Below are 24,867 nucleotides of genomic sequence, written 5' to 3'. Positions count from 1 at the left end.
CGTGCTCCACGTATTGGCAACACCCTGAGCTTTCGCATACCTGCACCTTTCGTCAGACCGCCCTGCCCCTTCAGCGATGAAGGGGCTTTGCTGTATCTGAGCCGGTGCTTTTTTCGCATCACCGAGAACACTTGAAACTGCCGTCCTACACACCTGAACAATAACTAGAAGAGGTAACACACGTGGCCGCCGACATCGAAGAAAGCCGCTCCGCCCGCTTTGCCCTGCGTTGCGCCAAATGGGCGGAACGCTGGTTCCCGGACTCGTGGGTGTTCGCCGCGCTGGCCGTGGTCATCGTCACACTCGCCACGCTGGTCATCGGCGCCAAACCCGCCGACACCGCCAAAGCCTTTGGCGACGGCTTCTGGAGCCTGATCCCCTTCACCATGCAAATGGCCTTCGTGGTCATCGGCGGTTACGTCGTCGCCAGTTCGCCGCCGGCGGTCAAACTGATCGACCGCCTGGCGCGCCTGCCGAAGAACGGCCGTTCGGCCGTGGCCTGGGTCGCGCTCATCAGCATGGTGGCCTCCTTGCTCAATTGGGGCTTGTCGCTGGTCTTCGGCGGCTTGCTGGTGCGTGCCCTGGCCCGGCGCACCGATCTGAAAATGGACTACCGCGCCGCCGGTGCCGCGGCTTATCTGGGTCTGGGCGCGGTGTGGGCCTTGGGTCTTTCGTCGTCCGCCGCGCAGTTGCAAGCCAACCCGGCCAGCTTGCCGCCGTCGATTCTGGCGATCACCGGGGTGATTCCGTTCACCCAGACGATCTTCCTTTGGCAGTCCGGGGTAATGCTGCTGGCCTTGGTGGTGGTCTCGATCATCATCGCCTACGCCACGGCGCCCGGCCCGGCCAACGCCCGCGATGCCAAGGAATGCGGCATTGACCCCAGCTTCAGCCTGCCACCGCTGCCGCCGCGCACCCGGCCTGGCGAGTGGCTGGAATACAGCCCGCTGCTGATCATTCTGATGGTCGTGCTGGCGTCCGGCTGGTTGTACAACGAGTTCAGCACCAAACCGGCGATCACTGCGATTTCCGGCCTGAACACCTACAACTTCCTGTTCATCATGGTCGGCGCGTTGCTGCACTGGCGTCCGCGCAGTTTCCTTGATGCCGTGGCCCGCGCCGTGCCGACCACCACCGGCGTACTGATCCAGTTTCCGTTGTACGGTTCGATCGCCGCGCTGCTGACCACGGTCAAGGGCGGTGATGCGCAAACCGTCGCGCACCACATCTCGACGTTCTTCACCAGCATCGCGTCCCACGACACGTATGCGCTACTGATGGGCGTGTACTCGGCAATTCTCGGGTTCTTCATCCCGTCCGGCGGCGGCAAGTGGATCATCGAAGCGCCGTACGTGATGCAGGTCGCCAACGACCTCAAATACCATCTCGGCTGGGCGGTGCAGATCTACAACGCCGCCGAAGCGCTGCCAAACCTGATCAACCCGTTCTACATGCTGCCGCTGCTGGGCGTGCTCGGCCTGAAGGCGCGGGATTTGATCGGCTTCTCGTTCGTGCAACTGCTGGTGCATACGCCGCTGGTGTTGTTCCTGTTATGGGTGCTGGGCACAACGCTGGCGTACGTTCCGCCGGTCATGCCCTGACCGGGTAGAAAATCCAGGTGCGCGGAGGATTGAACTCCCCGCGCACCCCTTCGCAGGTCACTATTCCTTCGCCGTCGCAAATCCTGTAGGAGCGCGCTTGCCCGCGAAAGCGTCGTGTCAGTCGCCGGAGATGTCACGGTTAAACGCGTTCACCAGCAAGCCGGCTCCTACGGATTTTGTGTACGACCGACATTCCTCAGCCGTCGCAAAACCCTCTGTAGGAGCGCGCTTGCCCGCGAAGGCGTCGTGTCAGTCGCTGGACATTTCAGGAATTAACCGCGTTCGCCAGCAAGCCGGCTCCGGATTTTGTGTACGACCGACACTCCTCAGCGGTGGCAAAACCACCCTCGAAATGGGCTTGATCGAGCATCAACGTCCGAAGCTGTATTCCCGCTCCACCCTGGAAACTCGAGTGGTGCATCGCCGATACCACGTCGACCGGCCGCGCTCACGGATTTCCCTGTGTTCAGGATGCTCCTTCCAGGCCAGGATCGCGGCTTCGTTGGCCCAGTACGACACGGTGATCCCCAGCCCGTCACCGCCGCGTACCGACTCCACGCCGAGGAAACCCGGCTGCTGTCGAACGAGTTCGAGCATCCGCCGCGCCGCGTCGTCATATGCCTGCGCTTCGACCTCAGTGCGGACCGAGGTGAAGATCACCGCGTAATAAGGCACGCCAAAGGTGTCTGCCATCATCATGTCAAATCGACTCCGCTGCACAGGCCAGCACAAACGCCTTCACCAGCGGCGGTGTCCTCCCCTCCAGCGCGGCGCGTTCCGGTTGAAACAACGTCGCGACGAAAAACGGATGGCCGTCGAGCTCCATCGCCCGGACCTCGTCGTCTTCGTCATGGCCGGACACTTTCAGCGGACCGGTAAAAACATCCGCTTCCAGCTCCTTGCGCAAACCGTAGCGGCACCGGTAGCGCTCTTGGGTCTCGAGCGTCCCGTACGCAGCGGCGATCAGTGACCCCGACCGCAGACGAATCGGCGCAAAGGCCTCGACCAGCGAACAGCTCAACGGCGTAATGATGGCGTTCTCGGATTCCGGCGCCGTTTCGGCGTGCTCGGCATCGGCCCAACCCAGATAATTGCGCGCGTACTCCAGCAACGCATGCTGAAAGCCGCCGCACGTCCCGAGGAAGGGAATCTGCCGCTCCCGGGCGAAGCGAATTGCCGTCAGCGCGCCGTCCATGTCGCGGTAGGGGCTGGCCGGCACGCACCAGATGCCCTCGAACCCCTGCAGGCTCGCGCCATCTTTCACATCCGTCGTAGGCACCCACCTTGCCTGCACGCTGAGTCCGGTTTCGCTCGCCACCCTGTCCAGCGCAACGGGTATGGCCTGATGTGCCGGCACGCTCGGGTCGTAATCGCCCACCAATGCGATGCGGATGTTCTGCTGCTGAGTCATGTGTGCTCCCTGATATCAAAACGCTTTGCGTGAGGTCCGGAGGCGACTATAAGCTTGTCCTCCTGCAATCAGAATTGGCGTTCAGGCAAGTGATAAATGCAGCCACGCACTATCGAATCAATCATGCCGACCTCACCCTCATCCTCGCGCTGGTGCGTGGGCGGACGCTGGCCAAGGCCGCCGAGCTGCTGAAGGTCGATGTCTCCACGGTGTTCCGCGCGGTGCGGCGGATGGAAAAGGCGGTGGGCACGGCGCTCTTCGACAAGAGCCGCGCGGGGTATGTGCCGACCAGCGCAGCGCTGGCACTTGCTCAGCAGGCCGAGAGCGCCGAGAACGCTCTGGCGCTGGCGCAATTGAGTCTCGAGCAGGGCCAGCAAGTCGTCAGCGGCACCGTGCGCCTGACCTGCACCGAAGCCGTGTTGCAAAGCCTGTTGCTCCCCGCCCTGAGCCGCTTCATGCCAGACTACCCGGGCCTGCGCCTGGAACTGAACACCTCCAGCACCTTTGCCAACCTGAGCCGCCGCGACGCCGACATTGCCCTGCGTCTGACCAACACGCCGCCTGAGCACTTGGTCGGCACTCGCCTGGGCACGGTTGCGTATCGGGTGTGTTCGAGCGAGGCCTACGCGCGACGCTGTGGTGATCTGGCCCTGGACGCCATGGCCTGGATCGCCCCCGACGATTTCCTCCCCGATCACCCCACCGTGATGTGGCGCCGGCAGCATCTGCCCGGCGTGAACCTCGCCTATCGCTGCAGCTCCATGCTTGCGGTGGCTCAACTGGTGCGCGCAGGCATGGGCGTGGCAGCGCTGCCGGATTTCATGCTGAAGGACTGCGAGCTTCAGCCCGTGAGCGAAGCGCTCGAAGGGCATGACACCGGGCTGTGGCTGCTGACCCGGCCGGATTGCCGGGCGCTGCGCTCGGTGTCGGCGTTGTTCAGCGAGCTGACCAGGGCGATTGAGCTGTAGGCGGACGGCGCCAGATCGATGCCAGCTGTTCCGACGCCTTCCCGGCGCCATCACTTTCTCGCTCGAACGGGGACAGATTAATTTACGGTGAAGCGCTGTAAATAAATCAGTCCCCTTTAAAACCGGGAAGTGGCCATCCCAGACGCCATCACCTTTGCAGTAGAACCCCGCTGCCTTCCAAACCTCGTTCAACCACCGCGCCGATCCCGGCGAAACTGCCCCGGCGGCATGCCGTGGGCTTTGCGAAAGCGCCGCGAGAAATACGCTTCATCGGTAAACCCGCAGACCTCGGCGATGTGGCTCAGGGGTTTGCTGCTGTTCGTCAAGTGCGTGCGCGCCAGCCGCATGCGCCGCTCCAGGACCAGTTCGGAAAAGCTGTTGCCGGTTTCCTTGCGCAACAGGTGGGTCAGGTAATTGGGTGACAGAAAAGCCGCCGCCGCTGCATCGGTGAGGGTCATGGCCGGATCGGCGATGTGCGCGCGGATATAATCGATCACCCGACTCATCGCATCGCGCCGTCCACGCCGCTCGGCCTTGTTCGCCGACAGCGCCAGTAACTGCGCTTCGTAGCGATTGCACACCGTGCCGATCAATTGCAGCAGGCAACCGCGCAGGATCGCGCCGGAGCCCAACGGCCTGGCGCGGTCCATGTCGCGCATCTGCCTCAACAGAGCGGTCACCTCGGCGAAGTCGGTGTCATCAAGGGTGAAATCCAGATGCTCCTGAAACCGAAATGGCGCCAGCTCAGGCGCCTCGGCCACGGGCACATCCTCCAGGTCCATCGGATCGCACTGCAGATGCTGCAGGAGAAATTCCTGAGAGAAATTGATCAGCACAAAATTGCCGTCTTCCGGGTGCGGAATCACGTGCAGGCGATGGGGCAGGATGAACGTCAGGGTGTTGCGGGGGAATGGCCTGACCGCACCACCGATGTGCTGCACGGTGTCGCCGCCGAGGTTGATCTGGATCTGAAAATATTCATGACGATGGGGCGCGGTCAGCGCGGGTCGGGCGGACTTGTCACGGATGTAGAAATCCATGCGGTCGCTGCGCTGCTGCATGCCATAGGTCTGGATGCGGGAGGGATGGGCCATCGCTGAAACACCTGAAATCGCCAGTCGGCCCCCCCCATGGTAGGGCAACGGCGGCAGCCGGACCAAACGATTCTCAGGCGGACGGAAACAGCGGATCAACCAATCGTCACACTCAGTTCGGCGATGCCTTCGATCCCGGCGGTCACCACATCGCCGCGCTGCAACGCGCCCACCCCGGCCGGCGTGCCGGTGTAGATCAGGTCGCCCGCTTTGAGGCCCACCGATTGCGACAGGTGCGCGATCACGTCCCGGACAGCCCAGATCTGGTCAGACAGATCGCCACGCTGGCGATGCTCGCCATTGACGTCGAGCCAGATCGCGCCGGCTTCCGGGTGGCCGATCTCGCTGACCGGACGCAAGGGTGTGGCGGGCGCAGAGGCGTCGAAGGCTTTGGCCCACTCCCACGGCCGGCCCATTTGTTTGGCCTGCGCCTGCAAGTCGCGGCGGGTCAGGTCCAGGCCGACGCCGTAGCCCCAGACATGGGTCAGGGCGTCCTGCGGGTCGATGTTCACGCCGTCCTTGCCGATCGCCACGACCAGTTCGATCTCGTGATGCAGGTCCTCGGTGAGCGGCGGGTAGGCAATCCGGCCTTCGGCGGGCACCACGGCGTCGGCGGGCTTCATGAAGAAGAACGGCGGCTCGCGGTCAGGGTCGTGGCCCATTTCCCGGGCATGGTCGGAATAATTGCGACCGACGCAGAAGACCCGGCGAATCGGAAAGCGGCTAGACGTCCCGGCGACGGCCAGGGACGGCGTGGCAACGGGGGCAATAACGAACTCGGTCATGGCAGTGTCCTCGATTGAAGGTGGCTCGGCATGGGTTGAGTGTGGCGATTGATCCTTCAGCCGGGTTGGACGGATCCCGCCAGCTTTTGGACAAAACAACGCAACTCAACGCAACGAGCCGCCCCGGTCAATCAGCCACGTCCCACAAAAGGCATGCTGCTGGCCATGACAGTCATGTTCAGTACGTTGGCCGACAGTGGCAGCCCGGCCATGTAACTCACCGCTTCAGCCACGTGCTGCACGTTCATGGTCGGCTCGACCTGCAGATCGCCGTTGGGCTGCAACACGCCTTTGGTCATGCGGTCGGTCATTTCGGTCAGGGCGTTGCCGATGTCGATCTGGCCACAGGCGATGTTGAACTGCCGACCGTCCAGCGCAGTGCTTTTGGTCAGGCCCAGTACTGCGTGTTTGCTGGACGTATAGGGCGAGCTAAACAGCCGCGGCGTGTGCGCGGAAATCGAGCCGTTGTTGATGATCCGGCCGCCTTGGGGCACTTGGCGTCGCATCAGGCCAAACGCTGCGCGCACACACAAAAACATCCCGGTGACGTTGGTGTCGATGACGTTCTTCCACTGCTCGACCGACAATTCGTCCATCGGCACTGCCGGTGCGCCAATGCCAGCGTTATTGAACGAAACGTCCAGCCGCCCGAACGTGTTTTCAATGGTCGCGAACAGCGCATCGACACTGGCGGGATCGCGCACGTCCGTCGGTACCGCCAGCGCCCGCTGCCCGGCAGCCTCGGCCTGCTCGACCAGCGCCTGCAAGGGTTCAGACCGACGCCCGGCCAGCACCACGGCAAAACCGTCAGCCAGCAGTTGCAGGGCCACCGCACGGCCAATGCCGCTGCCGGCACCCGTCACCAAAGCAACTTTCAAACCTGAAGATGAGGACATGCGCGATTACTCTTGTTATTGGAAAGGTGTTGTTGGAGAGGGTTATGGGGCCGATCGTCAGCTGTGAACAGGGGTCAGCACCGGCTTGCCTGCGTAAAACGCCAGCAGATTGTCGGCGACCATTTTCACAGTGTCGCGCGATGCCTCCGGCGACAACCCTGCCAGATGCGGGGTGAGGACCACGTTGTTCAAAGCTTTCAGGGCGTCGGGAACCTGCGGTTCGTCGTCGAACACGTCCAGCGCCGCTCCGGCCAGGCGGCCTTGCTGCAGCGCGTCGATCAGCGCATCGGTGTCCACGACGCTGGCCCGGGCGATGTTGACGATGAAGCCCTCGGCGCCCAACGCCTCGATGGCAGCCTTGTCGATCAGGTGCCGCGTCGACCCGCCGCCCGGCGTCGCCACCACCAGAAAGTCCGACGCTTCGGCCAGCGCCAGCGGCGTCGCGCAATAGTTGAAGTCCACGCCGGCGCGGGGTGAGCGGCTGTGATAGTGGATGACCATGTCAAAACCCAGCGCGCGTTTGGCGATGGCCATCCCGACCGAGCCAAGGCCAAGAATGCCCAGGCGTTTGCCAGCGAACGAGGGCCGGGTGACCTTGCGCCATTCGTTGCGGCGCACCGACGCGTCTGACTGGGGAATGTCGCGAACCGCCGCCAGCAGCAAGGCCATCGCGTGGTCCGCCACAGTCGGGGCATTCACCCCTGCCCCGTTGGTCACCACGATCCCTCGCGCCTCGGCGGCTTCGAGGTCGACACGCTCGTAGCCCGCGCCAATCACACAGATGATGCCGAGGTTCGGCAGCGCGGCCATTTCCTCGGCGGTAAACCCCAGCGGCCCACGGGTCAGCACCGCATCAATCTCCCCACCCCCGTTCGCCACCGCCTCGGCGCGCATCGCCGGCGTCGGCGCCAGGATCAGGCGAAAGCCGCTGCTTTCCAGAATCGGCAAATACATGTTCACGCTTTCAACCAGCACCAACACCGTCTTCATCATCGCTCCGCTGCACGAAATGTCTGGTGCTGACAGTAGCGCGAGTTAGAGCGGTTGGGCAGGGTTGCCAACCATAAAAAAATCCTGAGCCGGAACGGTGCACGCCGCTCTGCGGCCCCCCGGTCAACTTTTGTTGCTGTTGAGTTCTGGCTCATTGCGCTGATCCACGTTCAACTCCGTTGGCTCCAGCTGGACCAGTAATCGTATTGGACGAATGTGCACCATCAGGATCTTCGCAAAACAGATCATCGGTGCGTAAACTAAAAACCTAACGGATGGGTTAAAGATGAGGGTGTGCAGTCATAAAGGCTTCGTGATTGCGGTTTTTACTAGAGATGAGCACTGTCCGCCTCATGTTCACGTTGGCACTGGCAGGTGGAACGCGCGGTTTTTATTCAGTTTCTGGCATAACGGCGTGAAGCTTTGGGACGTTACTCCCGAAAAAACGAGCCATGCGTCCGTGTGCTGGAAGAGTTACGTCGCGTCATCAAGCGCCGGGATAACCTGCGCAAGGCAAGGGACTGCTGGTGGCGTAGCCGCAGCACGCTCTGCCTGGAGAATATGGGATGGAGCTCACGATCTGATGAAGTCGTTTCTAATCACCTTGATCAGCCTCAGATATCAAAGATCGTAAAAGGCACCTATGACGCTTACACCTACAAAACGCAGCTGTACCTCGCCGGACACGTCGAGCCACTGGAGATTGAGTTATGAAGACCATTAAAGCGCAGGAGTTTGATGATCAACCCGTTACCCAGCGGGTTCTTAACCAGGCCATCGACCAGGGGCGCAAACGAAATGCGCCCAACATTCAGCCGACGACATTACGTTTTCTCAGTGAGCTAAATGCCTTGGCCATCGGTTTTTCCGACCAGACAGCCCTCCTCCTCCCTGTCGCCAATTACCCCGAGCTGCGCGAGCTCTCAGTCAGCGAGCTCGGGCAAATGGAGTTGGGATTCGGCGGCAAGGCCATCTGCCTCGATCATCGCGATTTGCATATGTCGATCTCGGGCATGATTTCGGCCAGCGAGTCGCTCATGGGCGTTGCCGGTAGTCTGATCGCGGCGCGGAACGGGCGGCGCGTCAGTGCGGCAAAAGCCACCGCTTCGAAGGCTAACGGATCGAAAGGCGGGCGACCGCGCAAAAAAGTTGCCGAGACGTAGTCCCCGGTTAGCGTCCGTCGGCACCTCAATGTCATAAAAATCCCGGAAACTGGCAGCGCGCTAACGCCTGTAACCGACAGTAATGCCCCTCGCAACGACAATCCCGGTTGCCCGCCATGCCGGTTGCTGTTTAAGGTCTGAGCCCTGGGACACCTGATTTCGTCACGATAAAAACGATGCCACGCGGTGCGGCAACGGCTGCGCCCTGAACGGACATGTACAAAAGGAACGTCAGAACCATGTTGAAAGGATTATCCAGAACGTTGAGCGGCGCCGCGATTGCCGGTGTGTTGTTGTCATCCGCCGTGGCCCTGGCGGCCGCGGACACCGGCAAGGAGCCGGGTCGGGCGCTGGCGGCGAAGATCGGCGTGCCGTGGCCGGCGGTGATTGCCCATCGCGGCGCTTCGTTCAATGCGCCCGAGGAAACCGTGCCTTCCTACACGCTGGCCCGCGAGCTGGGCGCGGACTACCTGGAGATGGACATCCAGCGCACCAAGGATGGCGTGCTCATCGCCCTGCATGACAACACGCTGGAGCGCACCACCAACATCGCCGAGGTCTACCCGCAACGGGCCAAGGACCCGCTGAACACGTTCACGCTGGAAGAAATCAAGCGTCTGGACGCCGGCTCCTGGTTCAACAAGGCCTACCCCGATCGCGCCCGCGCCACCTACGCCGGGTTGAAGATTCTGACGCTGGACGAAGTGATCGACATCGCCGAAGGCGGCAAGAACAAGCCCGGTCTGTACATCGAGACCAAGGTGCCGGCGCAGTTTCCGGGCATCGAAGAAGATTTGAAGAAGAAGCTCGATCAGCGCGGTTGGCTGAGCCAGCGTCCTGCCGCCGAGAAAGGCTACGTCAACGTCGCCCACATGCCGGGGCGCGTCGTGCTGCAGACCTTTGAGAAACCAAGCCTGGAATTGCTGCAGAAGAGCATGCCCGACACGCCGAAAGTGCTGCTGCTGTGGCTGGGTGACGGCTCTATCGAAACGGCTTCGGGCAAAACGTTCAAGGACTCGGGGGCCAAGGACAAAGCCAGCTTTTACGCCAGCCAGCAGGTGAAATCGAAGGAGGAGTTCGCCGCCTGGATGGACTGGGCCAAAGCCCACGGCGCCGTAGGTACCGGGCCGTCGGCAGCGCTGAAGAACGGCGGGGACCAGAGCTACAGTGACCTGGTGCAGCCGTGGATGAACAAGATGGCCCACGATCGCGGAATGATCGTTCACCCGTACACCGTGGATGAGGCGGTGGATTTCAAAGCGATCAGCGAACAAGGTGTGGACGGGTTCTTCACCAACCGGGCTTCGGAATTACTGAAGTTCTACGGTCGGCCCTCCAAGGAAAGCATGGAGTCGATCCTGAAACGCAGCGGTTTCTGAGTGAGAAACCGGTGGTGCGTGATACGGGCGATCACGGCGTGTGACGCGGTACCTTGTGTCGCTCACATACCGTGATCGCGGGCAAGCGCGCTCCTGCAGGATCGAGTCCAGCAGCAGCTGGCGTGCTTTACGCCAGCTCTGCAACCACCGCAGCCAACGCTTTCGCCGGATCGGCCGCCTGGCTGATCGGGCGGCCAATGACCAGATAGTCGGAGCCTGCATCCAGCGCTTGTCGCGGCGTGAGGATACGACGCTGATCGTCCTGAGCGCTGCCGGCGGGACGAATGCCCGGCGTCACCAACTGGAGGGACGGGTGCGCGGCTTTAAGTGCCCGGGCTTCCAGCGCGGAACACACCAGACCGTCCATTCCGGCTTTTTCAGCCAGCGCCGCCAAGCGAAGTACTTGCTCCTGGGGTTCGATGTCCAGACCGATTCCGGCCAGATCCTCGCGCTCCATGCTGGTCAGCACGGTGACGCCGATCAACAGCGGCTTGGGGCCGGTGCGCTGATCCAGCACGTCACGGCAGGCCGCCATCATGCGCAAGCCGCCTGAGCAGTGCACGTTGACCATCCACACGCCCATTTCAGCGGCCGCCTTGACCGCCATCGCCGTGGTGTTGGGAATGTCATGGAATTTGAGGTCCAGGAACACTTCGAAGCCCTTGCTGTTGAGGGTTTCGACGATGTCCGATGCGCAGCTGGTGAACAACTCCTTGCCCACTTTGACCCGGCACAGCTTGGGATCCAGCTGATCAGCCAGATTCAACGCGGCTTCGCGGGTCGGGAAATCCAGGGCGACGATGATAGGGGTCTGGCAGACGGACATGAGCGGGTTCTCTGGCAAGTCGAAATCGGCGCGCATTGTAGCCGAACATCCCGCAAGGCGGGACCCGGCAATCGGTAAATGCCTGCCGACCGGCGCCAGGCGTCGGGCATCTTCTACAATTGAACCACTGGACAGCGTCGCTGCTCCAACCTCTATCACAAGAAGGAGAGCGTTATGCCCTGGTATGCCTGGTTAATTCTGGTCGTTGCAATCGGCTCGATCGTTGGCGGTCTGCTGATGCTCAAGGATTCAGCGAAGAAACTGCCCCTGACCGATGAACAACTCAAACGCGTCCACGAACGCAATGCCGAGATGGACGCAAAGGAAGCGCGAGACCGCTGATTTACCCCGTCAAACCCTACGTTTGAAGCCCATTGTGGGAGCGCGTTGCCAGCGCTCCCGCATCGAGCTCTTCCACTCCCCTGCCGCCCTTACCGGCCGGTAATACCTCCCCTCGTCAGTCCTTCTCGGCCCCTTCCCCCAACGCTACCGCGTGGCGGGTGGATTGTGGCGTCACCGCGATGCGAAACGGCTGAAAGATTTTGAACATTTCCCCGTTCTCCCGAAGCTGGCGCAGCAGTTCGCTGAAACGTTCGCCGCTGATAGGCGCATCCGGACGCAGCAGCGCATAGTGGCGATAAACCTGATCCACCCGGTCCGAGACCAGAAACTGGTCTGCATCCTTGGGGTTGTTGGACATGAAAGTACTCAGGTAGGAGCGCGTCACAAGGGCGATGTCGGCACGGTCCCGCAGCACCATCTGCAGGTTGCTGTCGTGGGAATAGGTCAGCGTGGCGTTGTAGCTGTCGGCAAGGAATTTAGGGTCGGCGTCGAAACCCGCGAACGCGTAGTGATAGCCGCTAAACAGGGCGAGGCGTTTGCCATGCAGTTCATCGAAATACGTCTGGGTCCTGCCCTGCAAGCGATGGGCGACAAACACTTCAGCGTCTTCGAGACCCATATCGACAGCTACATGGGGAATGCCCTTCCAGCCCCAGGCGGGGTTTTCGAAAATGGCCATGTCGAAGCGTGCCTGCTGGAAATCGCGAAACCGGCGCGGGATGGAAGTGGGCACCGCTTCAAAGCGGTAATCATTCTGCATCGCGTTCAGTGCGCTGATCATCTGCGGCAAGAGCCCGGTGTCTTCACCGCGCTCGGGACGAATCGTATACGGCGGGAAATGCGCCGCACCAATGCGCACGATCTGCGTCGCACCGACCTGCCAGGCCCACAGGGTCGTGGTCGTGAACAGCAGGGTTTTAAAAGCCATCCGCATCGGCGTGGACATAAAGACAAGGCACCTCAGGCGAAACGGAGTACGTAAGCTATGCGTTCGCAATCAATTAGACAACGGTAAAACGGAGGCTAAATCGCCCCTGTCGTTCCCACTCTCGCCGTCCTTGCGCCTTGCTGCCCCTTTCCCTTTTAGCCCCCATCCAAGCCCCGGACCCACCGTAGAGGGCTCAAGCCGTCCTTGTCCTGTGCGTTATCGACCGCGCTGCGCTTTATGTGAGGACCAAATGCGCCTGCAATTTATGCCGAGGTGCATTGGCCAGGCAAGGGCTGTCCCGGCCATATGCCAGTCAGACACTACAAAAGACGCAACCCCGGCAAACCTTCCTGCCTGCCGCGAGTCCCAATCATGGATCATCTGCCCCGGCAGTTGGACGTGACGGCCGTGAAGTGGCTACGCTCCAGGGCGCTGTCGCTGGTTATGAAACAGGAGTTCGAAATGTCCTACTGGCTGGTGATAGACCTGGAGGCCACCACTGAAGAGGGCGGATGGCCGGTAGCGGAAATGGAAATCATCGAAATCGGTGCGTCGCTGGTCAATCAGGACGGGCGCGAGATCGACCATTTCGAACGCTATGTGCGGCCCGTGCGCCGGCCGTTGCTCACACCCTTTTGCCGAGAGCTGACCCACATTCGGCAGAGCTTCATCGACAGTGCCTTGACGCTGCCCGCCGTATGGCCTCAGTTCGAACGCTGGATCGCCCAATACCGCGAGCGCCTGGTCGCCTGGACCAGTTGGGGGGATTACGATCGTCAGCAACTGCAACAGGACTGGCGTCATCATCAGCTCGCCAGCGAACTTGCCAGCCTGCCCCATATCAACCTGAAACAACGCTTCGCCAAAGCCCGTCACCTGCAAAAACCCTGCGGCTTGAACACTGCGCTGCAACTGGCAGGGATGCATTTCAATGGTCAGCAACACCGAGCGCTGTCAGACGCGCGCAATACCGCACGTTTGTTACCGCTGGTGATTCCAGGCTGAAGTGTGACGCCCTTACCAAAGCGGATGACGGCCTTTTGTACGTTCGGCATACTGTCCGGCCTTTTCCAGCCCTTCCCAAGGAGATCAGCCATGTTCAAGGTCAACGAGTATTTCGACGGTACCGTCAAATCCATCGCCTTCAAGCAAGCAGCAGGCGACGCGACCATCGGCGTCATGGCTCCAGGAAAATACAACTTCGGCACCGGCGACCGCGAAATCATGCACGTGATCTCGGGCGAGCTGAAAGTACTGCTACCGGGCGCCAATGACTGGGAAACCTTCAAGGCCGGCACGGATTTCAAGATCCCGGCGAACGTCAAATTCGATGTCGAAGCCACCGAAGAAACCGCCTATCTCTGCGAATACCGCAAAGACTGATGCGCAGATACAGGTCGGCATTCACCCGGCCTGCTCCACCCCGGCGTTGAACTGCAAGGCCGCCAGCCGCGCGTATAGCGGGTTACTGGCAATCAGCTCGCGATGGGTTCCCACCGCCACCAATTTCCCCTGATCCATCACCGCAATCCGGTCCGCGTTCTGCACCGTCGCCAGCCGGTGGGCGATCACCAGGGTCGTGCGGCCCTTCATCAACGTCGGCAACGCCTGCTGAATCAGGTACTCACTCTGGGCATCCAGTGCGCTGGTGGCTTCGTCGAGCAAGAGAATCGGCGCATCGGCCAGCACCGCCCGGGCGATCGCCAACCGCTGACGCTGACCGCCCGACAAGCCCATCCCTCCGTCACCCAGATGGGTCTGATAACCCTGTGGCAGCAACTGAATGAATTCATGGGCATGGGCAATCCGTGCGGCCGCCTGCACCTGCTCGACACTGGCCGCCGGGTTGCCGTAGCGAATGTTGTCCTCCACCGAGCCGAAAAACAGCGCAGGGGTCTGCGACACCCAGGCGAAGCAACGGCGCAGGTCCAGCGGATCGAGGCGTTCGGCATCGATGCCTTCAATCAGCACGCGCCCCTGTTGTGGGTCATAGAAGCGCAGCAGCAGGTCGAACAGTGTCGACTTGCCCGCGCCCGAAGGTCCGACCAACGCCAGGGTTTCCCCGGCTTCGACGGTCAGGCTCAAGCCGTCCACGGCATTGCGCTCCGGGCGTGAGGGGTAGGCGAAACTGAGGTTTTCCAGGGCCAGGCGACCGCTGATGCGTTTGGGTAACGTCAGCAGATCGCTGACGGGCGCAGTGATTTCGCTGCGCGCCTGCAGCAATTCGGTGATGCGCTCTGCCGCCCCCGCCGCCCGCTGCATTTCGCCGATCACTTCGCTGAGGGTGCCGAACGCGCTGCCGACGATCAGGCTGTAGAACACGAACGCCGCCAGCTCGCCGCCGGAAATGCGGCCGGCAATCACGTCCATCCCGCCCACCCACAGCATCACACCCACCGCCCCCAGCACCAGCACGATCACCAGAGTAATCAGCCACGAGCGCTGCAGAATTCGCTTGCGCGCCGTCTCGAAGGCGCCTTCGGCGGTCTGCGCGAAACGCTGCCGATCCTGCTCCTGGTGGTTGTAGGCCTGAACGGTTTTGATCTGCCCCAGCGCCTCGGACACGTAGCTGCCAACATCCGCCACCCGGTCCTGGCTCTCCCGCGACAGGCTGCGCACACGCCGCCCGAAAATCAGGATCGGCGCGATCACCAGCGGCAATGCCACGACGACGATGCTGGTGAGCTTGGGGTTGGTGAAGAACAGCAGGATGATCCCGCCGATGACCATTAGCGCGTTGCGCAGGAACATCGACAGCGACGAGCCGATCACCGACTGCAGCAGCGTGGTGTCAGCAGTCAGGCGCGACTGGATTTCCGAGCTGCGATTGTTCTCATAGAAGCCCGGATGCAGGCTGACCAAATGATCAAACACCTGCTTGCGCAGATCGGCGACCACTCGTTCGCCGATCCACGAGACCAGATAAAAACGCGCGAAGGTGCCGATGGCGAGGGCGACCACCAGCCCCATGAACAGGCCGATGGTTTCGTTGAGCAGGGTTGGGGAACGGGTCATGAACCCCTGATCGACCATCAGCCGGATACCTTGGCCCATCGACAACGTGATGCCTGCAGTGACCACCAGCGCGAGCAACGCGCCGATGGCTTGCTTGCGGTACGGCGCGATCATGCGCAAGGCAAGACGAATGGCATGCCGCTGACGGCCGGAGAACACTGAAGCCATGGGGAACACTCGCGAGACAAATCAGTCGCAGAGCCTACACCTCCCTCCCCGCGCACGCTTGTCAGCTTTCGATGAACTCTGCGGGCGGGAGTCAGTCAAGGAATGCTGTCACGGCGCGGTCATGCCGGCGTGATTACTATCGACGCGCTCACACCTGATGAGGAGACAGCCATGAGCTTGCAAAGCAGCAGCAATCAAGAACCCGTGTTCCGCCCTCAATCCGAGCTGCAACTGGGCGGCGCGATTCTCGACAGAAACGGACAGGAAATCCTGATCACTGAAGAAATGGTTCAGGCGGCCTGTCAGGAATGCGAGAAGTACTGGGTGCAGCCCGAAAAACAAGATTGATGTGCAGATTTGATTGAAACCCGGCCAAGTTGCCGGGTTTTTTATGGGCGCCGATCAGTCATCCACAACCGTCGCACCCAAGGCCTCAACGATCTGACGCAGGGCCGCCGACTCACCGTTGATACGAACTCGCAGGCCGTCGATTTCCCGACGGGGCGGATAATGTTTGCGTAAGGCATCAAAGGCCAGCCGCTGGCTCTGGGCATCCCCCGCCAGACTGCGGCGGAAATCCGCGTCGTCGCGGCGCGGATCGTAAACGCCGCGACACATCGTGTTCAGCGCCCACACCGGGTCCGTGGCGGCATCCAGCGTGATCTCGGCCAGCCAGGGCTTGGGCAGCAGGTCTTCCAGACGGATGCTCGCCGGTTGCTCAAGGTGCGCACACAGGGCCTGATAGATTTGCGCCGTGCCGCGCTGCCGGCCGTCGAGGCTGTAGCCGGCGATGTGGGGCGTGCCGATCACGCACAATTCGGCCAGTTCGACATCGACCGCTGGCTCGTGCTCCCAGACATCCAGCACCGCTTGCAGGTCTTCGCGCTCCAGCAACACCTGGCGCAAGGCGGTGTTGTCGACCACCGGACCGCGCGCGGCGTTGATCAGCCAGGCTCCCTGCTTGAGCTGCTGCAAGCGGGCGCGGTCGAACAGGTGCTTGGTGGGCGTGTCGCCAGTTTTATCCAGCGGTGTGTGCAGGCTGATCACATCGCAGCGGGCAATGATCTCGTCGAGGCTGAGGTAATCGCCGCCTTCGCTGGCCTGACGCGGCGGGTCGCAGACCAGGACGTTCCAGCCAAGCCCGCGCAGGACCTCGATCAGACGGCCGCCGACCTCGCCCGCCCCGACCACGCCATAGGTGCGACTGGCGAGTTCGACGCCTTCGATTTCCGCCAGAGTCAGCAGGCTGCCCAGCACGTAGTCCACCACGCCACGGGCGTTGCAGCCCGGGGCGCTGGACCATTGAATGCCGGCTTCTTTTAAGTAATCGAGGTCGAGGTGATCGGTGCCGATGGTGCAGGTGCCGACGAATCGTACGGGGGTGCCTTCGAGCAAGGCGCGGTCGACCCGGGTCACCGAGCGCACCAGCAGGATATCGGCCTCGGCGACGGCGGCGCGGTCGAGTGTGCGGCCCGGGTAACGCTGGATATCACCGATGCCTGCGAAAAAGGCGTCGAGCAGTGGAATGTTTTCGTCGGCAACTATGCGCATGTGAGGGCTCCTGGAGTGGCCGCAGTGTAGGCGCCAGCGCCCTGCCGAGCCAGCGCGAAGCGAAATGCGTCAGCTGATACGCAGCCAGTCAGTCGAGCTTCTTGCGGATCCAGTACAGGAACTCGCCGTCGCCCGCCTGTTTGTCCACCAGTTCGTGGCCGAGGAACACACAGAATTTCGGGATATCCCGCTGGGTCGACGGATCGGTGGCGATCACCTTGAGCAGGCCGCCAGGGTGCAGGTCACGCACCTTCTGGTGCAGCATCATGACCGGCTCGGGGCAATTGAGGCCGGTGGCGTCGAGCACGGCATCGACGGCGGGGCTTTTAATGGAATCAGACATGGGGCGCTCCGGAAACAGGCCGGCATTGTCGCTTAATTGATGAAGTACGCCAAATCGGTGAGCCGGACTTCAGGCGAACAAAGTTGTGTCAATTGCCATGGACTACGCTGCTGCCTACAAACTTTGTAGGATTCTGCGACATCTTGGCGTTTGGTCATCCCGGACCCGGCACGTATGATCCTTGACATTTCTTCGCAGATTAGAAGCCTATGTCCCTGATAGTTCTACTGCTTCTGCCTTTCATCGGCGGCTGTCTGGCGGCGCTTTTGCCGCACAACGCACGCAACAGTGAATCCATCCTCGCAGGCCTGATCGCTTTAATCGGCGCGGTGCAGGTCGCACTGTGGTATCCGCAGATCGCCAACGGCGGGGTCATCAGAGAAGAGATTTTCTGGCTGCCCAGCCTGGGCCTGAACTTCGTCCTGCGCCTGGACGGTTTTGCCTGGCTGTTCTCGATGCTGGTGCTGGGAATCGGCGCGCTGGTGTCGCTGTATGCGCGTTATTACATGTCGCCGGACGACCCGGTGCCGCGCTTCTTCTCGTTCTTTCTGGCGTTCATGGGCGCCATGCTCGGACTGGTCATGTCCGGCAACCTCATTCAAATCGTGTTTTTCTGGGAGCTGACCAGTGTCTTCTCGTTCCTGCTGATCGGCTACTGGCACCACCGCGCCGACGCTCGACGCGGCGCTTACATGGCGCTGATGGTGACCGGCGCGGGAGGCCTCGCGCTGCTGGTCGGGATGATGCTGCTCGGGCACGTCGTCGGCAGCTACGACCTGGACCGCGTGCTGGCCTCGGGCGATGCGATTCGCGCCCACGCGCTGTACCCCGTGCTGCTGACGCTGATCCTGATCGGCGCACTCAGCAAGAGCGCGCAATTCCCTTTCCATTTCTGGCTGCCTCACGCCATGGCGGCACCGACGCCGGTATCGGCCTATCTGCACTCGGCGACCATGGTCAAGGCCGGGGTGTTCCTGCTCGCACGCCTGTGGCCGTCGCTGTCAGGCAGTGAGCAGTGGTTCTGGATCGTCAGCGGCGCAGGGGCCGCCACGCTGGTGATCGGCGCCTATTCGGCGATGTTTCAAAATGACCTTAAGGGCCTGCTGGCCTATTCCACCATCAGCCACTTGGGGTTGATCACCCTGCTGCTGGGCCTTAACAGTCCGCTGGCCGCCGTTGCGGCGGTGTTTCACATCCTCAACCACGCCACATTCAAGGCCTCGCTGTTCATGGCGGCGGGGATCATCGACCACGAAAGCGGTACCCGCGACATCCGCAAACTCAGCGGGCTGATCAAGCTGATGCCCTACACCGCGACGCTGGCGATGGTCGCCAGCGCGTCAATGGCCGGGGTGCCGCTGCTCAATGGCTTCCTGTCCAAGGAAATGTTCTTTGCAGAAACGGTGTTCATCACCTCCACCGACTGGGTGGAAATCGCTCTGCCAGTGATCGCCACAATCGCCGGGATCTTCAGCGTGGCGTATTCCCTGCGCTTCACCGTCGATGTGTTCTTCGGCCCGAAAGCCACGCGCCTGCCCCATACACCCCACGAACCGCCGCGCTGGATGCGCCTGCCGGTGGAATTGCTAGTGCTGGCCTGCCTGATCGTCGGCATTTTTCCCACACACTCCGTCGGCCCATTGCTGGCCGCCGCGGCGCAACCGGTGGTGGGCGGTGAGCTCCCCGAATACAGCCTGGCGATCTGGCACGGACTCAACGCGCCGATGATCATGAGCCTGATCGCCATGGCCGCCGGCATCGTTCTGTACCTGCTGCTGCGCGGCCCGATCAAGCGCAAACAGGTCAATGGCCCGCCGCTGATGTGGCGCCTGAACGGCAAGCGCATGTTCGAGCGCGTGCTGGTGCTGAAGATGCGCGGCGCGCGGCGACTGGAGCGGCTGCTGACGACCCGTCGCCTGCAGGCGCAGCTGTTTCTGATGGTGCTGGCGGCACTGGTCGCCGGCTTCGTGCCGATGTACGAGAGCGGGCTGAGCTGGGGCGATCGACCGAAGATTCCAGGTTCCGGCGTATTCGTGATGCTCTGGCTGATCGCCATTGCCTGCGCGATCGGCGCCGCGTGGCAGGCCAAGTACCACCGTCTGGCGGCCGTGACCATGGTCAGCGTCTGCGGGCTGATGACCTGCGTGACCTTCGTCTGGTTCTCCGCGCCGGACCTGGCACTGACCCAACTGGCGGTGGAAGTCGTCACCACGGTGTTGATCCTGCTCGGCCTGCGCTGGCTGCCGCGACGCAACGAAAACGTGCCGCCACCGTCCCAGGCGCGACGCCGGGCCAAGGTGCGGCGGATCCGCGATTTCGTCCTCGCCGTGGCGGTGGGCGGCGGCATGGCAGTGCTGTCCTACGCGATGCTGACGCGGCCGACGCCGAACACCATTTCCGAGTTCTACCTGAGCCGCGCCCTGGCCCAGGGCGGCGGCACCAACGCGGTCAACGTCATGCTCGTGGACTTCCGTGGCTTCGACACCTTTGGCGAAATCACCGTGCTGGCCGTGGTGGCGCTGACGGTCTTCGCCCTGCTGCGTCGGTTCCGTCCGCCGAAAGAAAGCATCGCTCTGCCGGCGCAACAGCGCTTGCTGGCCCGCGACGTGGTCACCGACCTGGTGAATCCGCGTCATGCCGCCGATACCGCGCTGGGCTTCATGATGGTGCCGGCGGTGCTGGTGCGCCTGCTGTTGCCGGTGGCCTTCGTGGTCTCGATGCACCTGTTCATGCGCGGGCATAACCAGCCGGGTGGCGGTTTCGTTGCCGGGCTGGTGATGTCGGTGGCGTTCATCCTGCAATACATGGTCGCTGGCACCCAATGGGTCGAGGCCAACATGAGCCTGCGGCCGTTGCGCTGGATGGGCACCGGGCTGTTCTTCGCGCTGGCCACGGGGCTGGGCTCGATGGCCCTGGGCTATCCGTTCATGACCACCCACACCGCGCACGTGGTCCTGCCGATCCTGGGCGACCTGCACATCGCCAGCGCGCTGTTTTTCGACATCGGCGTGTACGCGGTGGTGGTCGGCTCGACCCTGCTGATCCTCACCGCGCTTGCTCACCAGTCGGTGCGCAGCCATCGCCCGACCTCGCTGCCGCAGCCCATTGAACCGGTCCCGGCCGACAGCCCGATTTCACAAGGAGCCATCTGATGGAAGAAGTCATCGCCATTGCCATCGGCGTGCTTGCCGCCTCCGGCGTGTGGCTGATCCTGCGTCCACGAACCTTTCAGGTCGTGATGGGCCTGTGCCTGCTGTCCTACGGCGTCAATCTGTTCATCTTCAGCATGGGCAGCCTGTTCATCGGCAAAGAGCCGATCATCAAGGACGGCGTGCCCCAGGACCTGCTCAATTACACCGATCCCCTGCCCCAGGCGCTGGTGCTGACAGCCATCGTCATCAGTTTCGCCATGACCGCGCTGTTTCTGGTGGTGCTGCTGGCGTCGCGCGGTCTGACCGGCAACGACCACGTCGACGGTCGGGAGCTGGGTGAATGAGTGTGATGAATCAACTGATCGTCGCGCCGATCCTGCTGCCGGTGCTGACCGCGGCGCTGATGCTGTGGCTCGGCGAGAAACACCGCCCGCTGAAAGCGCGGATCAACCTCTTCTCCACCGGGCTCGGTCTGGCGATCGCCATCACGCTGATGATGTGGGTACAGAAAACCGGCACCACTGGCTCCATCGGTGTGTACCTGCCGGGCAACTGGGAGGCACCGTTCGGCATCGTGCTGGTGGTCGATCACCTGTCGGCGCTAATGCTGGTGCTGACCGGCATCGTCGCCTTCTGCGCCCTGCTCTTCGCCCTGGCGCGCTGGGATCGCGCGGGGGCCAGTTTCCACGCCCTGTTTCAGATCCAGCTGATGGGGTTGTATGGCGCGTTTCTCACCGCCGACCTTTTCAACCTGTTCGTATTCTTCGAGGTGCTGCTGGCCGCGTCCTACGGCCTGATGCTGCACGGCTCGGGACGCGCGCGCGTGTCGGCAGGTTTGCACTACATCACCATCAACTTGCTGGCGTCGTCGCTGTTTCTGATCGGCGCGGCGCTGATTTATGGCGTCACCGGCACCCTGAACCTCGCGGACCTGGCGATAAAGATCCCTCAGGTGCCGGAGGGTGACTTGGGCTTGCTGCACGCAGGCGCGGCCATTCTGGCGGTGGCCTTTCTAGCCAAGGCCGGCATGTGGCCACTGAATTTCTGGCTGGTGCCGGCCTATTCCGCCGCCAGCGCACCGGTGGCGGCACTGTTCGCGATCATGACCAAGGTGGGTTTCTACACACTGATGCGGTTGTGGACGCTGCTGTTTTCCGGTCAGGCCGGCGCCTCGGCGTTCTTCGGCGGGGACTGGCTGATCTGGGGCGGCATGGCCACGATCACCGTCGCCGCGATTTCCGTGGTGGCCGCCCAGCGCCTGGAGCGCATGGCCAGTCTGAGCATTCTGGTGTCGGCGGGGATTCTGCTCTCGGCGGTCGGTTTTGCGCAGCCGAGCCTGACCGCCGGCGCGCTGTTTTATCTGGTCAGCTCGACCCTGGCGCTCAGTGCGCTGTTCCTGCTGGCGGAGCTGATCGAACGCTCGCGCTCGGCCAACGACATCGCCCTCGACGAGGACGCCGATCAGTTGCCCAAGGCGCTGGAGTCGTTGCATCCCGTGCCGGGGACCAATCTGGATGACGAGCAGAAAGCCGTGGTCGGCCATGTCATCCCCTGGACCATGGCGTTCCTGGGCCTGAGTTTCATAGCCTGCGCGCTGTTGATCATCGGCATGCCGCCGCTGTCGGGCTTCCTCGGCAAGCTGACGCTGATCAGTTCCCTGCTTAATCCGCTGGGCCTTGATGTGGCGAAGGACGAAAGCATTCGGGGCGCCAGCTGGACGCTGGTGGCGCTGCTGATTATTTCCGGACTGACGTCGCTGTTTGCTTTCGTGCGTGTCGGCATCAAGCGCTTCTGGACGCCCCAGGAACACGCGGCGCCCCTGCTGCGGCTCAACGAATGCCTGCCGATCGCTTTGCTGGTGGGCTGCGCTGTTGTGCTGACATTCAAGGCTCAGGCGCTGTTGCATTACACCCAGGACACTGCCCAGGCGCTGCATGACCCGCAGCAATACGTGCTCTCGGTGATGGCCGCGCGGCCAATCCCGGGGCCCGCTTCGGCAGCGGCGGAGGTGCAGCCATGAAGCGCCTGTTTCCCGCGCCACTGTTGTCGCTGTCACTGTGGGGGTTGTGGCTGTTGCTCAACCTGTCGCTGAGCCCGGGCAATCTGCTGCTGGGCGCCTTGCTCGGCTTTTTTGCGCCCTACATTTTCGCGCCGTTGCGCCCCTCACCTGCGCGGATCCGCAAACCCGGCGTCGCTGTTCGCTTGTTCCTGCTGGTGGGTCGCGATGTGGTGATGTCCAATCTGGCGGTTGCCTGGGGCGTGCTGCGCGCGGGCCGCCGTCCGCCACGCTCGGCGTTCGTCAAAGTCCCGCTGGACCTGCACGACGCCCACGGCCTCGCCGCGCTGGCGATGATTTGCACGGTGGTGCCGGGAACGGTCTGGTCCGAACTGGCGCTGGATCGCAGCGTGCTGCTGATGCATGTGTTCGATCTGAACGACGAAGCGGCCTTCATCGAGCACTTCAAAAGCACGTATGAACGGCCACTGATGGAGATTTTCCAATGAGCGTCCTGCTCACCAACGCGATTCTGTTTACGTTGTCGGTGTTCACCCTTGCCATGGTCCTGACCCTGATTCGCCTGTTCAAAGGCCCGTCGGCCCAGGACCGGGTACTGGCGCTGGACTACCTGTACATCCTGGCGATGCTGATGATGCTGGTGCTGGGGATTCGCTACGCCAGTGACACCTACTTCGAGGCGGCGCTGCTGATCGCGCTGTTCGGCTTCGTCGGCTCATTTGCGCTGGCCAAATTTCTGTTGCGCGGCGAGGTGATCGAATGAATTCGTTGCAGGTGTTGCCGTTCTGGGTCGAAATCCTGACCGCCGTGCTGCTGGTGCTGAGCAGCCTGTTCGGCCTGATCGGCGCGCTGGGCCTGTTGCGCATGAAGGACTTTTTCCAGCGCATGCACCCGCCCGCGTTGGCCTCGACGCTGGGTGCGTGGTGCGTGGCGCTGGCGTCGATCATCTACTTCTCGGCGCTGAAGGACGGTCCCGTGTTGCACGCGTGGCTGATCCCGATCCTGCTCGCTATCACCGTGCCGGTGACCACCCTGCTGCTGGCACGTACCGGGCTGTTTCGCAAGCGCATGGCCGGTGACGACGTGCCTCCCGAGGTCAGCGACGGCAGACAGCAGGGGCATTGAAGCTGTGCCGTTTGCGATGGCCGGACGCACGCCTGCCACCCATCGCGAGTGGCGTGGGGGATGTGGGCGCGTTCCGTGTGCAGGTGTGTCGAAGCGCTTTCTTACTCGCTGGCTTTGAACGTCAGCTCGCCCTTGCGCCATTTGGCGGCTTTGGCGGTGGCGGCTTTGAGGACTTTGCTCAGGCCGGACTCAATTTGCTCGTGGGCGGCGAACACCATGAAGATGCTGTGGGACTCTTTGAACACGATGCCGTGGCCTTCCGGCACTTCGACAAAGGCGTATTCGCCCAGGCCGTAGATGGTCATCTTGATGTCGCGGAAACGGAGTTCGAACTTGCCACCTTCGCGGCTGGGCAATACCGCGGCACGGAAGTGGTCACCCACTTTCAGTTCCAGCCCGGGCTTGTCATCGACCACCAGTGCGGTTTCGGTGTCGATCTCCGACATGTAAATGCCTTCAGGGGATTGTTCGATGACATAAACGAATCGCGCCTGGAACAGCTTCACCAACTTCGCGCGCACGTCGCCGAGCACGAATAACGCGTGGGTATCCAGATTACCTACTGCCAATGTACAAACTCCCAACCAGATAGGAACTCGCCCGGACAGTGGGCCGGGCGAGAAAAAAACGAGAAATGGTGCGTCCTGAAGCCGGACGCTGGCGTGAGCACGGATTCTACCGGCAGTCAGTCTATACGGGCTATATCCCTTTCGTCCGGAGTGATGTGGTTTTTGACGCCCTAGGCTGTTTCAGTTGGCCTGACTCCACACAGTAGGACGCTATGGGATGTTTTAGTGGGACCGGCTTCAGCCGGGAAGAGGCCGGTTTGGGCACTCTCAATTTCGCGGTGTGCACCAGACGCTTTCCCGGCTAAAGCCGGTCCCACATAAATACCTCGCGCCTGCACTGGCTAACTGACTTCGCAGAGAATCTGCTGCCTGACGCGGGCAATTGTAGGAGCGCGCTTGCCCGCGAAATCGGCGAATCAGGCGATACCGTCATCACTGGTCTTACGCCTTCGCGAGCAAGCTCACTCCTACAGGAGGCTGAGTGCGCCCCGGAATTCTGTGGCCGAACACAATCAACTGTAGGAGTGAGCTTGCTCGCGAAAGC

At 62.2% G+C, this 24,867-nt stretch carries 26 protein-coding genes; 14 read left to right on the top strand and 12 right to left on the bottom strand.

The genetic code is table 11. The features are described from left to right. Positions 1 to 182 precede the first annotated feature (182 nt). Positions 183 to 1,601: a short-chain fatty acid transporter gene (locus BMY98_RS21565; protein ID WP_074892415.1), complete on the top strand. Its 1,419-nt coding sequence runs from the start codon at positions 183 to 185 to the stop codon at positions 1,599 to 1,601. A gap of 369 nt (positions 1,602 to 1,970) precedes the next feature. Here BMY98_RS21565 and BMY98_RS21560 read toward each other — a convergent pair whose 3' ends face one another. Beyond that, the gene (locus BMY98_RS21560) at positions 1,971 to 2,297 is read right to left on the bottom strand and encodes an antibiotic biosynthesis monooxygenase family protein (RefSeq protein ID WP_074892441.1); all 327 of its coding nucleotides are present in this window, start codon (positions 2,295 to 2,297) and stop codon (positions 1,971 to 1,973) included. 4 nt (positions 2,298 to 2,301) lie between these two features. Continuing rightward, entirely contained in the window at positions 2,302 to 3,012 is a 711-nt protein-coding gene (locus BMY98_RS21555) for a CTP synthase C-terminal region-related (seleno)protein (protein ID WP_074892414.1), read from the bottom strand. A gap of 89 nt (positions 3,013 to 3,101) precedes the next feature. Between BMY98_RS21555 and BMY98_RS21550 the strand changes: the two genes are divergently transcribed. Beyond that, positions 3,102 to 3,980 (top strand): LysR family transcriptional regulator, encoded by an 879-nt coding sequence (locus tag BMY98_RS21550; RefSeq protein ID WP_245760104.1) that lies wholly within the window; start codon positions 3,102 to 3,104, stop codon positions 3,978 to 3,980. A gap of 188 nt (positions 3,981 to 4,168) precedes the next feature. Here the strand turns inward: BMY98_RS21550 and BMY98_RS21545 are convergent, their stop codons facing one another. From BMY98_RS21545 to BMY98_RS21530, 4 genes are all read right to left on the bottom strand, one after another. Beyond that, on the bottom strand, positions 4,169 to 5,074 hold the full coding sequence (locus BMY98_RS21545; RefSeq protein WP_074892413.1) for a helix-turn-helix transcriptional regulator: 906 nt from the start codon (positions 5,072 to 5,074) through the stop codon (positions 4,169 to 4,171). A gap of 95 nt (positions 5,075 to 5,169) precedes the next feature. Beyond that, positions 5,170 to 5,859, bottom strand: coding sequence for a fumarylacetoacetate hydrolase family protein (locus tag BMY98_RS21540; RefSeq protein ID WP_074892412.1), 690 nt, complete (start codon positions 5,857 to 5,859; stop codon positions 5,170 to 5,172). 131 nt (positions 5,860 to 5,990) lie between these two features. Next, positions 5,991 to 6,755, bottom strand: a complete 765-nt coding sequence (locus BMY98_RS21535) for an SDR family oxidoreductase (protein ID WP_074892411.1) — start codon at positions 6,753 to 6,755, stop codon at positions 5,991 to 5,993. Between the two features lie 57 nt (positions 6,756 to 6,812). After that, complete coding sequence (locus tag BMY98_RS21530; protein WP_074892410.1) at positions 6,813 to 7,745, bottom strand: 2-hydroxyacid dehydrogenase; 933 nt, start codon at positions 7,743 to 7,745, stop codon at positions 6,813 to 6,815. Between the two features lie 710 nt (positions 7,746 to 8,455). On the opposite strand from BMY98_RS21530, the gene BMY98_RS21520 reads away from it, so the two are divergent. After that, positions 8,456 to 8,908 carry a DUF2442 domain-containing protein gene (locus BMY98_RS21520; protein WP_074892409.1) on the top strand — a complete coding sequence of 151 codons (453 nt, stop codon included), beginning with the start codon at positions 8,456 to 8,458 and terminating at the stop codon, positions 8,906 to 8,908. A 239-nt stretch (positions 8,909 to 9,147) separates the two neighbouring features. Further along, positions 9,148 to 10,287, top strand: a complete 1,140-nt coding sequence (locus BMY98_RS21515; RefSeq protein ID WP_083398856.1) for a glycerophosphodiester phosphodiesterase — start codon at positions 9,148 to 9,150, stop codon at positions 10,285 to 10,287. Between the two features lie 127 nt (positions 10,288 to 10,414). On the opposite strand, the gene pyrF is transcribed toward BMY98_RS21515, so the two are convergent. After that, positions 10,415 to 11,113, bottom strand: a complete 699-nt coding sequence (gene pyrF, locus BMY98_RS21510; protein ID WP_175514202.1) for an orotidine-5'-phosphate decarboxylase — start codon at positions 11,111 to 11,113, stop codon at positions 10,415 to 10,417. A 174-nt stretch (positions 11,114 to 11,287) separates the two neighbouring features. On the opposite strand from pyrF, the gene BMY98_RS21505 reads away from it, so the two are divergent. Further along, complete coding sequence (locus tag BMY98_RS21505; RefSeq protein WP_065986232.1) at positions 11,288 to 11,455, top strand: DUF2897 family protein; 168 nt, start codon at positions 11,288 to 11,290, stop codon at positions 11,453 to 11,455. A 115-nt stretch (positions 11,456 to 11,570) separates the two neighbouring features. Here the strand turns inward: BMY98_RS21505 and BMY98_RS21500 are convergent, their stop codons facing one another. After that, positions 11,571 to 12,401 carry a substrate-binding periplasmic protein gene (locus BMY98_RS21500; RefSeq protein WP_074892406.1) on the bottom strand — a complete coding sequence of 277 codons (831 nt, stop codon included), beginning with the start codon at positions 12,399 to 12,401 and terminating at the stop codon, positions 11,571 to 11,573. Positions 12,402 to 12,845: 444 nt separating this feature from the next. On the opposite strand from BMY98_RS21500, the gene BMY98_RS21495 reads away from it, so the two are divergent. Both BMY98_RS21495 and ppnP read left to right on the top strand, forming a co-directional pair. Beyond that, positions 12,846 to 13,388 carry a 3'-5' exonuclease gene (locus BMY98_RS21495; RefSeq protein WP_074892439.1) on the top strand — a complete coding sequence of 181 codons (543 nt, stop codon included), beginning with the start codon at positions 12,846 to 12,848 and terminating at the stop codon, positions 13,386 to 13,388. 90 nt (positions 13,389 to 13,478) lie between these two features. Further along, positions 13,479 to 13,766: a pyrimidine/purine nucleoside phosphorylase gene (gene ppnP / locus BMY98_RS21490; RefSeq protein ID WP_065986230.1), complete on the top strand. Its 288-nt coding sequence runs from the start codon at positions 13,479 to 13,481 to the stop codon at positions 13,764 to 13,766. A 21-nt stretch (positions 13,767 to 13,787) separates the two neighbouring features. Here ppnP and BMY98_RS21485 read toward each other — a convergent pair whose 3' ends face one another. Next, positions 13,788 to 15,566 (bottom strand): ABC transporter transmembrane domain-containing protein, encoded by a 1,779-nt coding sequence (locus BMY98_RS21485; protein WP_074892405.1) that lies wholly within the window; start codon positions 15,564 to 15,566, stop codon positions 13,788 to 13,790. Positions 15,567 to 15,737: 171 nt separating this feature from the next. On the opposite strand from BMY98_RS21485, the gene BMY98_RS27020 reads away from it, so the two are divergent. Then, positions 15,738 to 15,914, top strand: coding sequence for a PA1571 family protein (locus BMY98_RS27020; protein WP_342742132.1), 177 nt, complete (start codon positions 15,738 to 15,740; stop codon positions 15,912 to 15,914). Positions 15,915 to 15,968: 54 nt separating this feature from the next. Here BMY98_RS27020 and pdxB read toward each other — a convergent pair whose 3' ends face one another. Beyond that, positions 15,969 to 17,117 (bottom strand): 4-phosphoerythronate dehydrogenase PdxB, encoded by a 1,149-nt coding sequence (gene pdxB, locus BMY98_RS21480; protein WP_074892404.1) that lies wholly within the window; start codon positions 17,115 to 17,117, stop codon positions 15,969 to 15,971. An 88-nt stretch (positions 17,118 to 17,205) separates the two neighbouring features. Continuing rightward, positions 17,206 to 17,460 (bottom strand): sulfurtransferase TusA, encoded by a 255-nt coding sequence (gene tusA / locus BMY98_RS21475; RefSeq protein WP_074892403.1) that lies wholly within the window; start codon positions 17,458 to 17,460, stop codon positions 17,206 to 17,208. Between the two features lie 209 nt (positions 17,461 to 17,669). On the opposite strand from tusA, the gene BMY98_RS21470 reads away from it, so the two are divergent. Genes BMY98_RS21470 through BMY98_RS21445 form a run of 6 tightly spaced genes read left to right on the top strand, consistent with a single transcriptional unit; the run spans position 17,670 to position 23,754 of the window. Further along, the gene (locus tag BMY98_RS21470) at positions 17,670 to 20,612 is read left to right on the top strand and encodes a monovalent cation/H+ antiporter subunit A (RefSeq protein ID WP_074892402.1); all 2,943 of its coding nucleotides are present in this window, start codon (positions 17,670 to 17,672) and stop codon (positions 20,610 to 20,612) included. Beyond that, positions 20,612 to 20,956 carry a Na+/H+ antiporter subunit C gene (locus BMY98_RS21465; protein WP_065986226.1) on the top strand — a complete coding sequence of 115 codons (345 nt, stop codon included), beginning with the start codon at positions 20,612 to 20,614 and terminating at the stop codon, positions 20,954 to 20,956. Before BMY98_RS21470 ends, BMY98_RS21465 begins: the two co-directional genes overlap by 1 nt. Further along, complete coding sequence (locus tag BMY98_RS21460) at positions 20,953 to 22,632, top strand: monovalent cation/H+ antiporter subunit D (RefSeq protein ID WP_074892401.1); 1,680 nt, start codon at positions 20,953 to 20,955, stop codon at positions 22,630 to 22,632. Before BMY98_RS21465 ends, BMY98_RS21460 begins: the two co-directional genes overlap by 4 nt. Then, entirely contained in the window at positions 22,629 to 23,117 is a 489-nt protein-coding gene (locus BMY98_RS21455; protein WP_074892400.1) for a Na+/H+ antiporter subunit E, read from the top strand. Before BMY98_RS21460 ends, BMY98_RS21455 begins: the two co-directional genes overlap by 4 nt. Beyond that, entirely contained in the window at positions 23,114 to 23,392 is a 279-nt protein-coding gene (locus BMY98_RS21450; RefSeq protein ID WP_074892399.1) for a K+/H+ antiporter subunit F, read from the top strand. The genes BMY98_RS21455 and BMY98_RS21450 overlap by 4 nt, the downstream gene beginning before the upstream one ends. Then, positions 23,389 to 23,754, top strand: coding sequence for a Na+/H+ antiporter subunit G (locus tag BMY98_RS21445; protein WP_074892398.1), 366 nt, complete (start codon positions 23,389 to 23,391; stop codon positions 23,752 to 23,754). The genes BMY98_RS21450 and BMY98_RS21445 overlap by 4 nt, the downstream gene beginning before the upstream one ends. A 101-nt stretch (positions 23,755 to 23,855) precedes the next feature. Here the strand turns inward: BMY98_RS21445 and BMY98_RS21440 are convergent, their stop codons facing one another. Then, positions 23,856 to 24,323, bottom strand: a complete 468-nt coding sequence (locus BMY98_RS21440) for a hypothetical protein (RefSeq protein WP_074892397.1) — start codon at positions 24,321 to 24,323, stop codon at positions 23,856 to 23,858. Positions 24,324 to 24,867 lie beyond the last annotated feature (544 nt).

It is taken from the genome of Pseudomonas graminis, assembly GCF_900111735.1.
GTDB classification, from domain to species: domain Bacteria; phylum Pseudomonadota; class Gammaproteobacteria; order Pseudomonadales; family Pseudomonadaceae; genus Aquipseudomonas; species Aquipseudomonas graminis.
The sequence above is the reverse complement of the archived record's forward strand: the minus strand, read 5'-3'. Positions and strand labels throughout refer to the sequence as shown.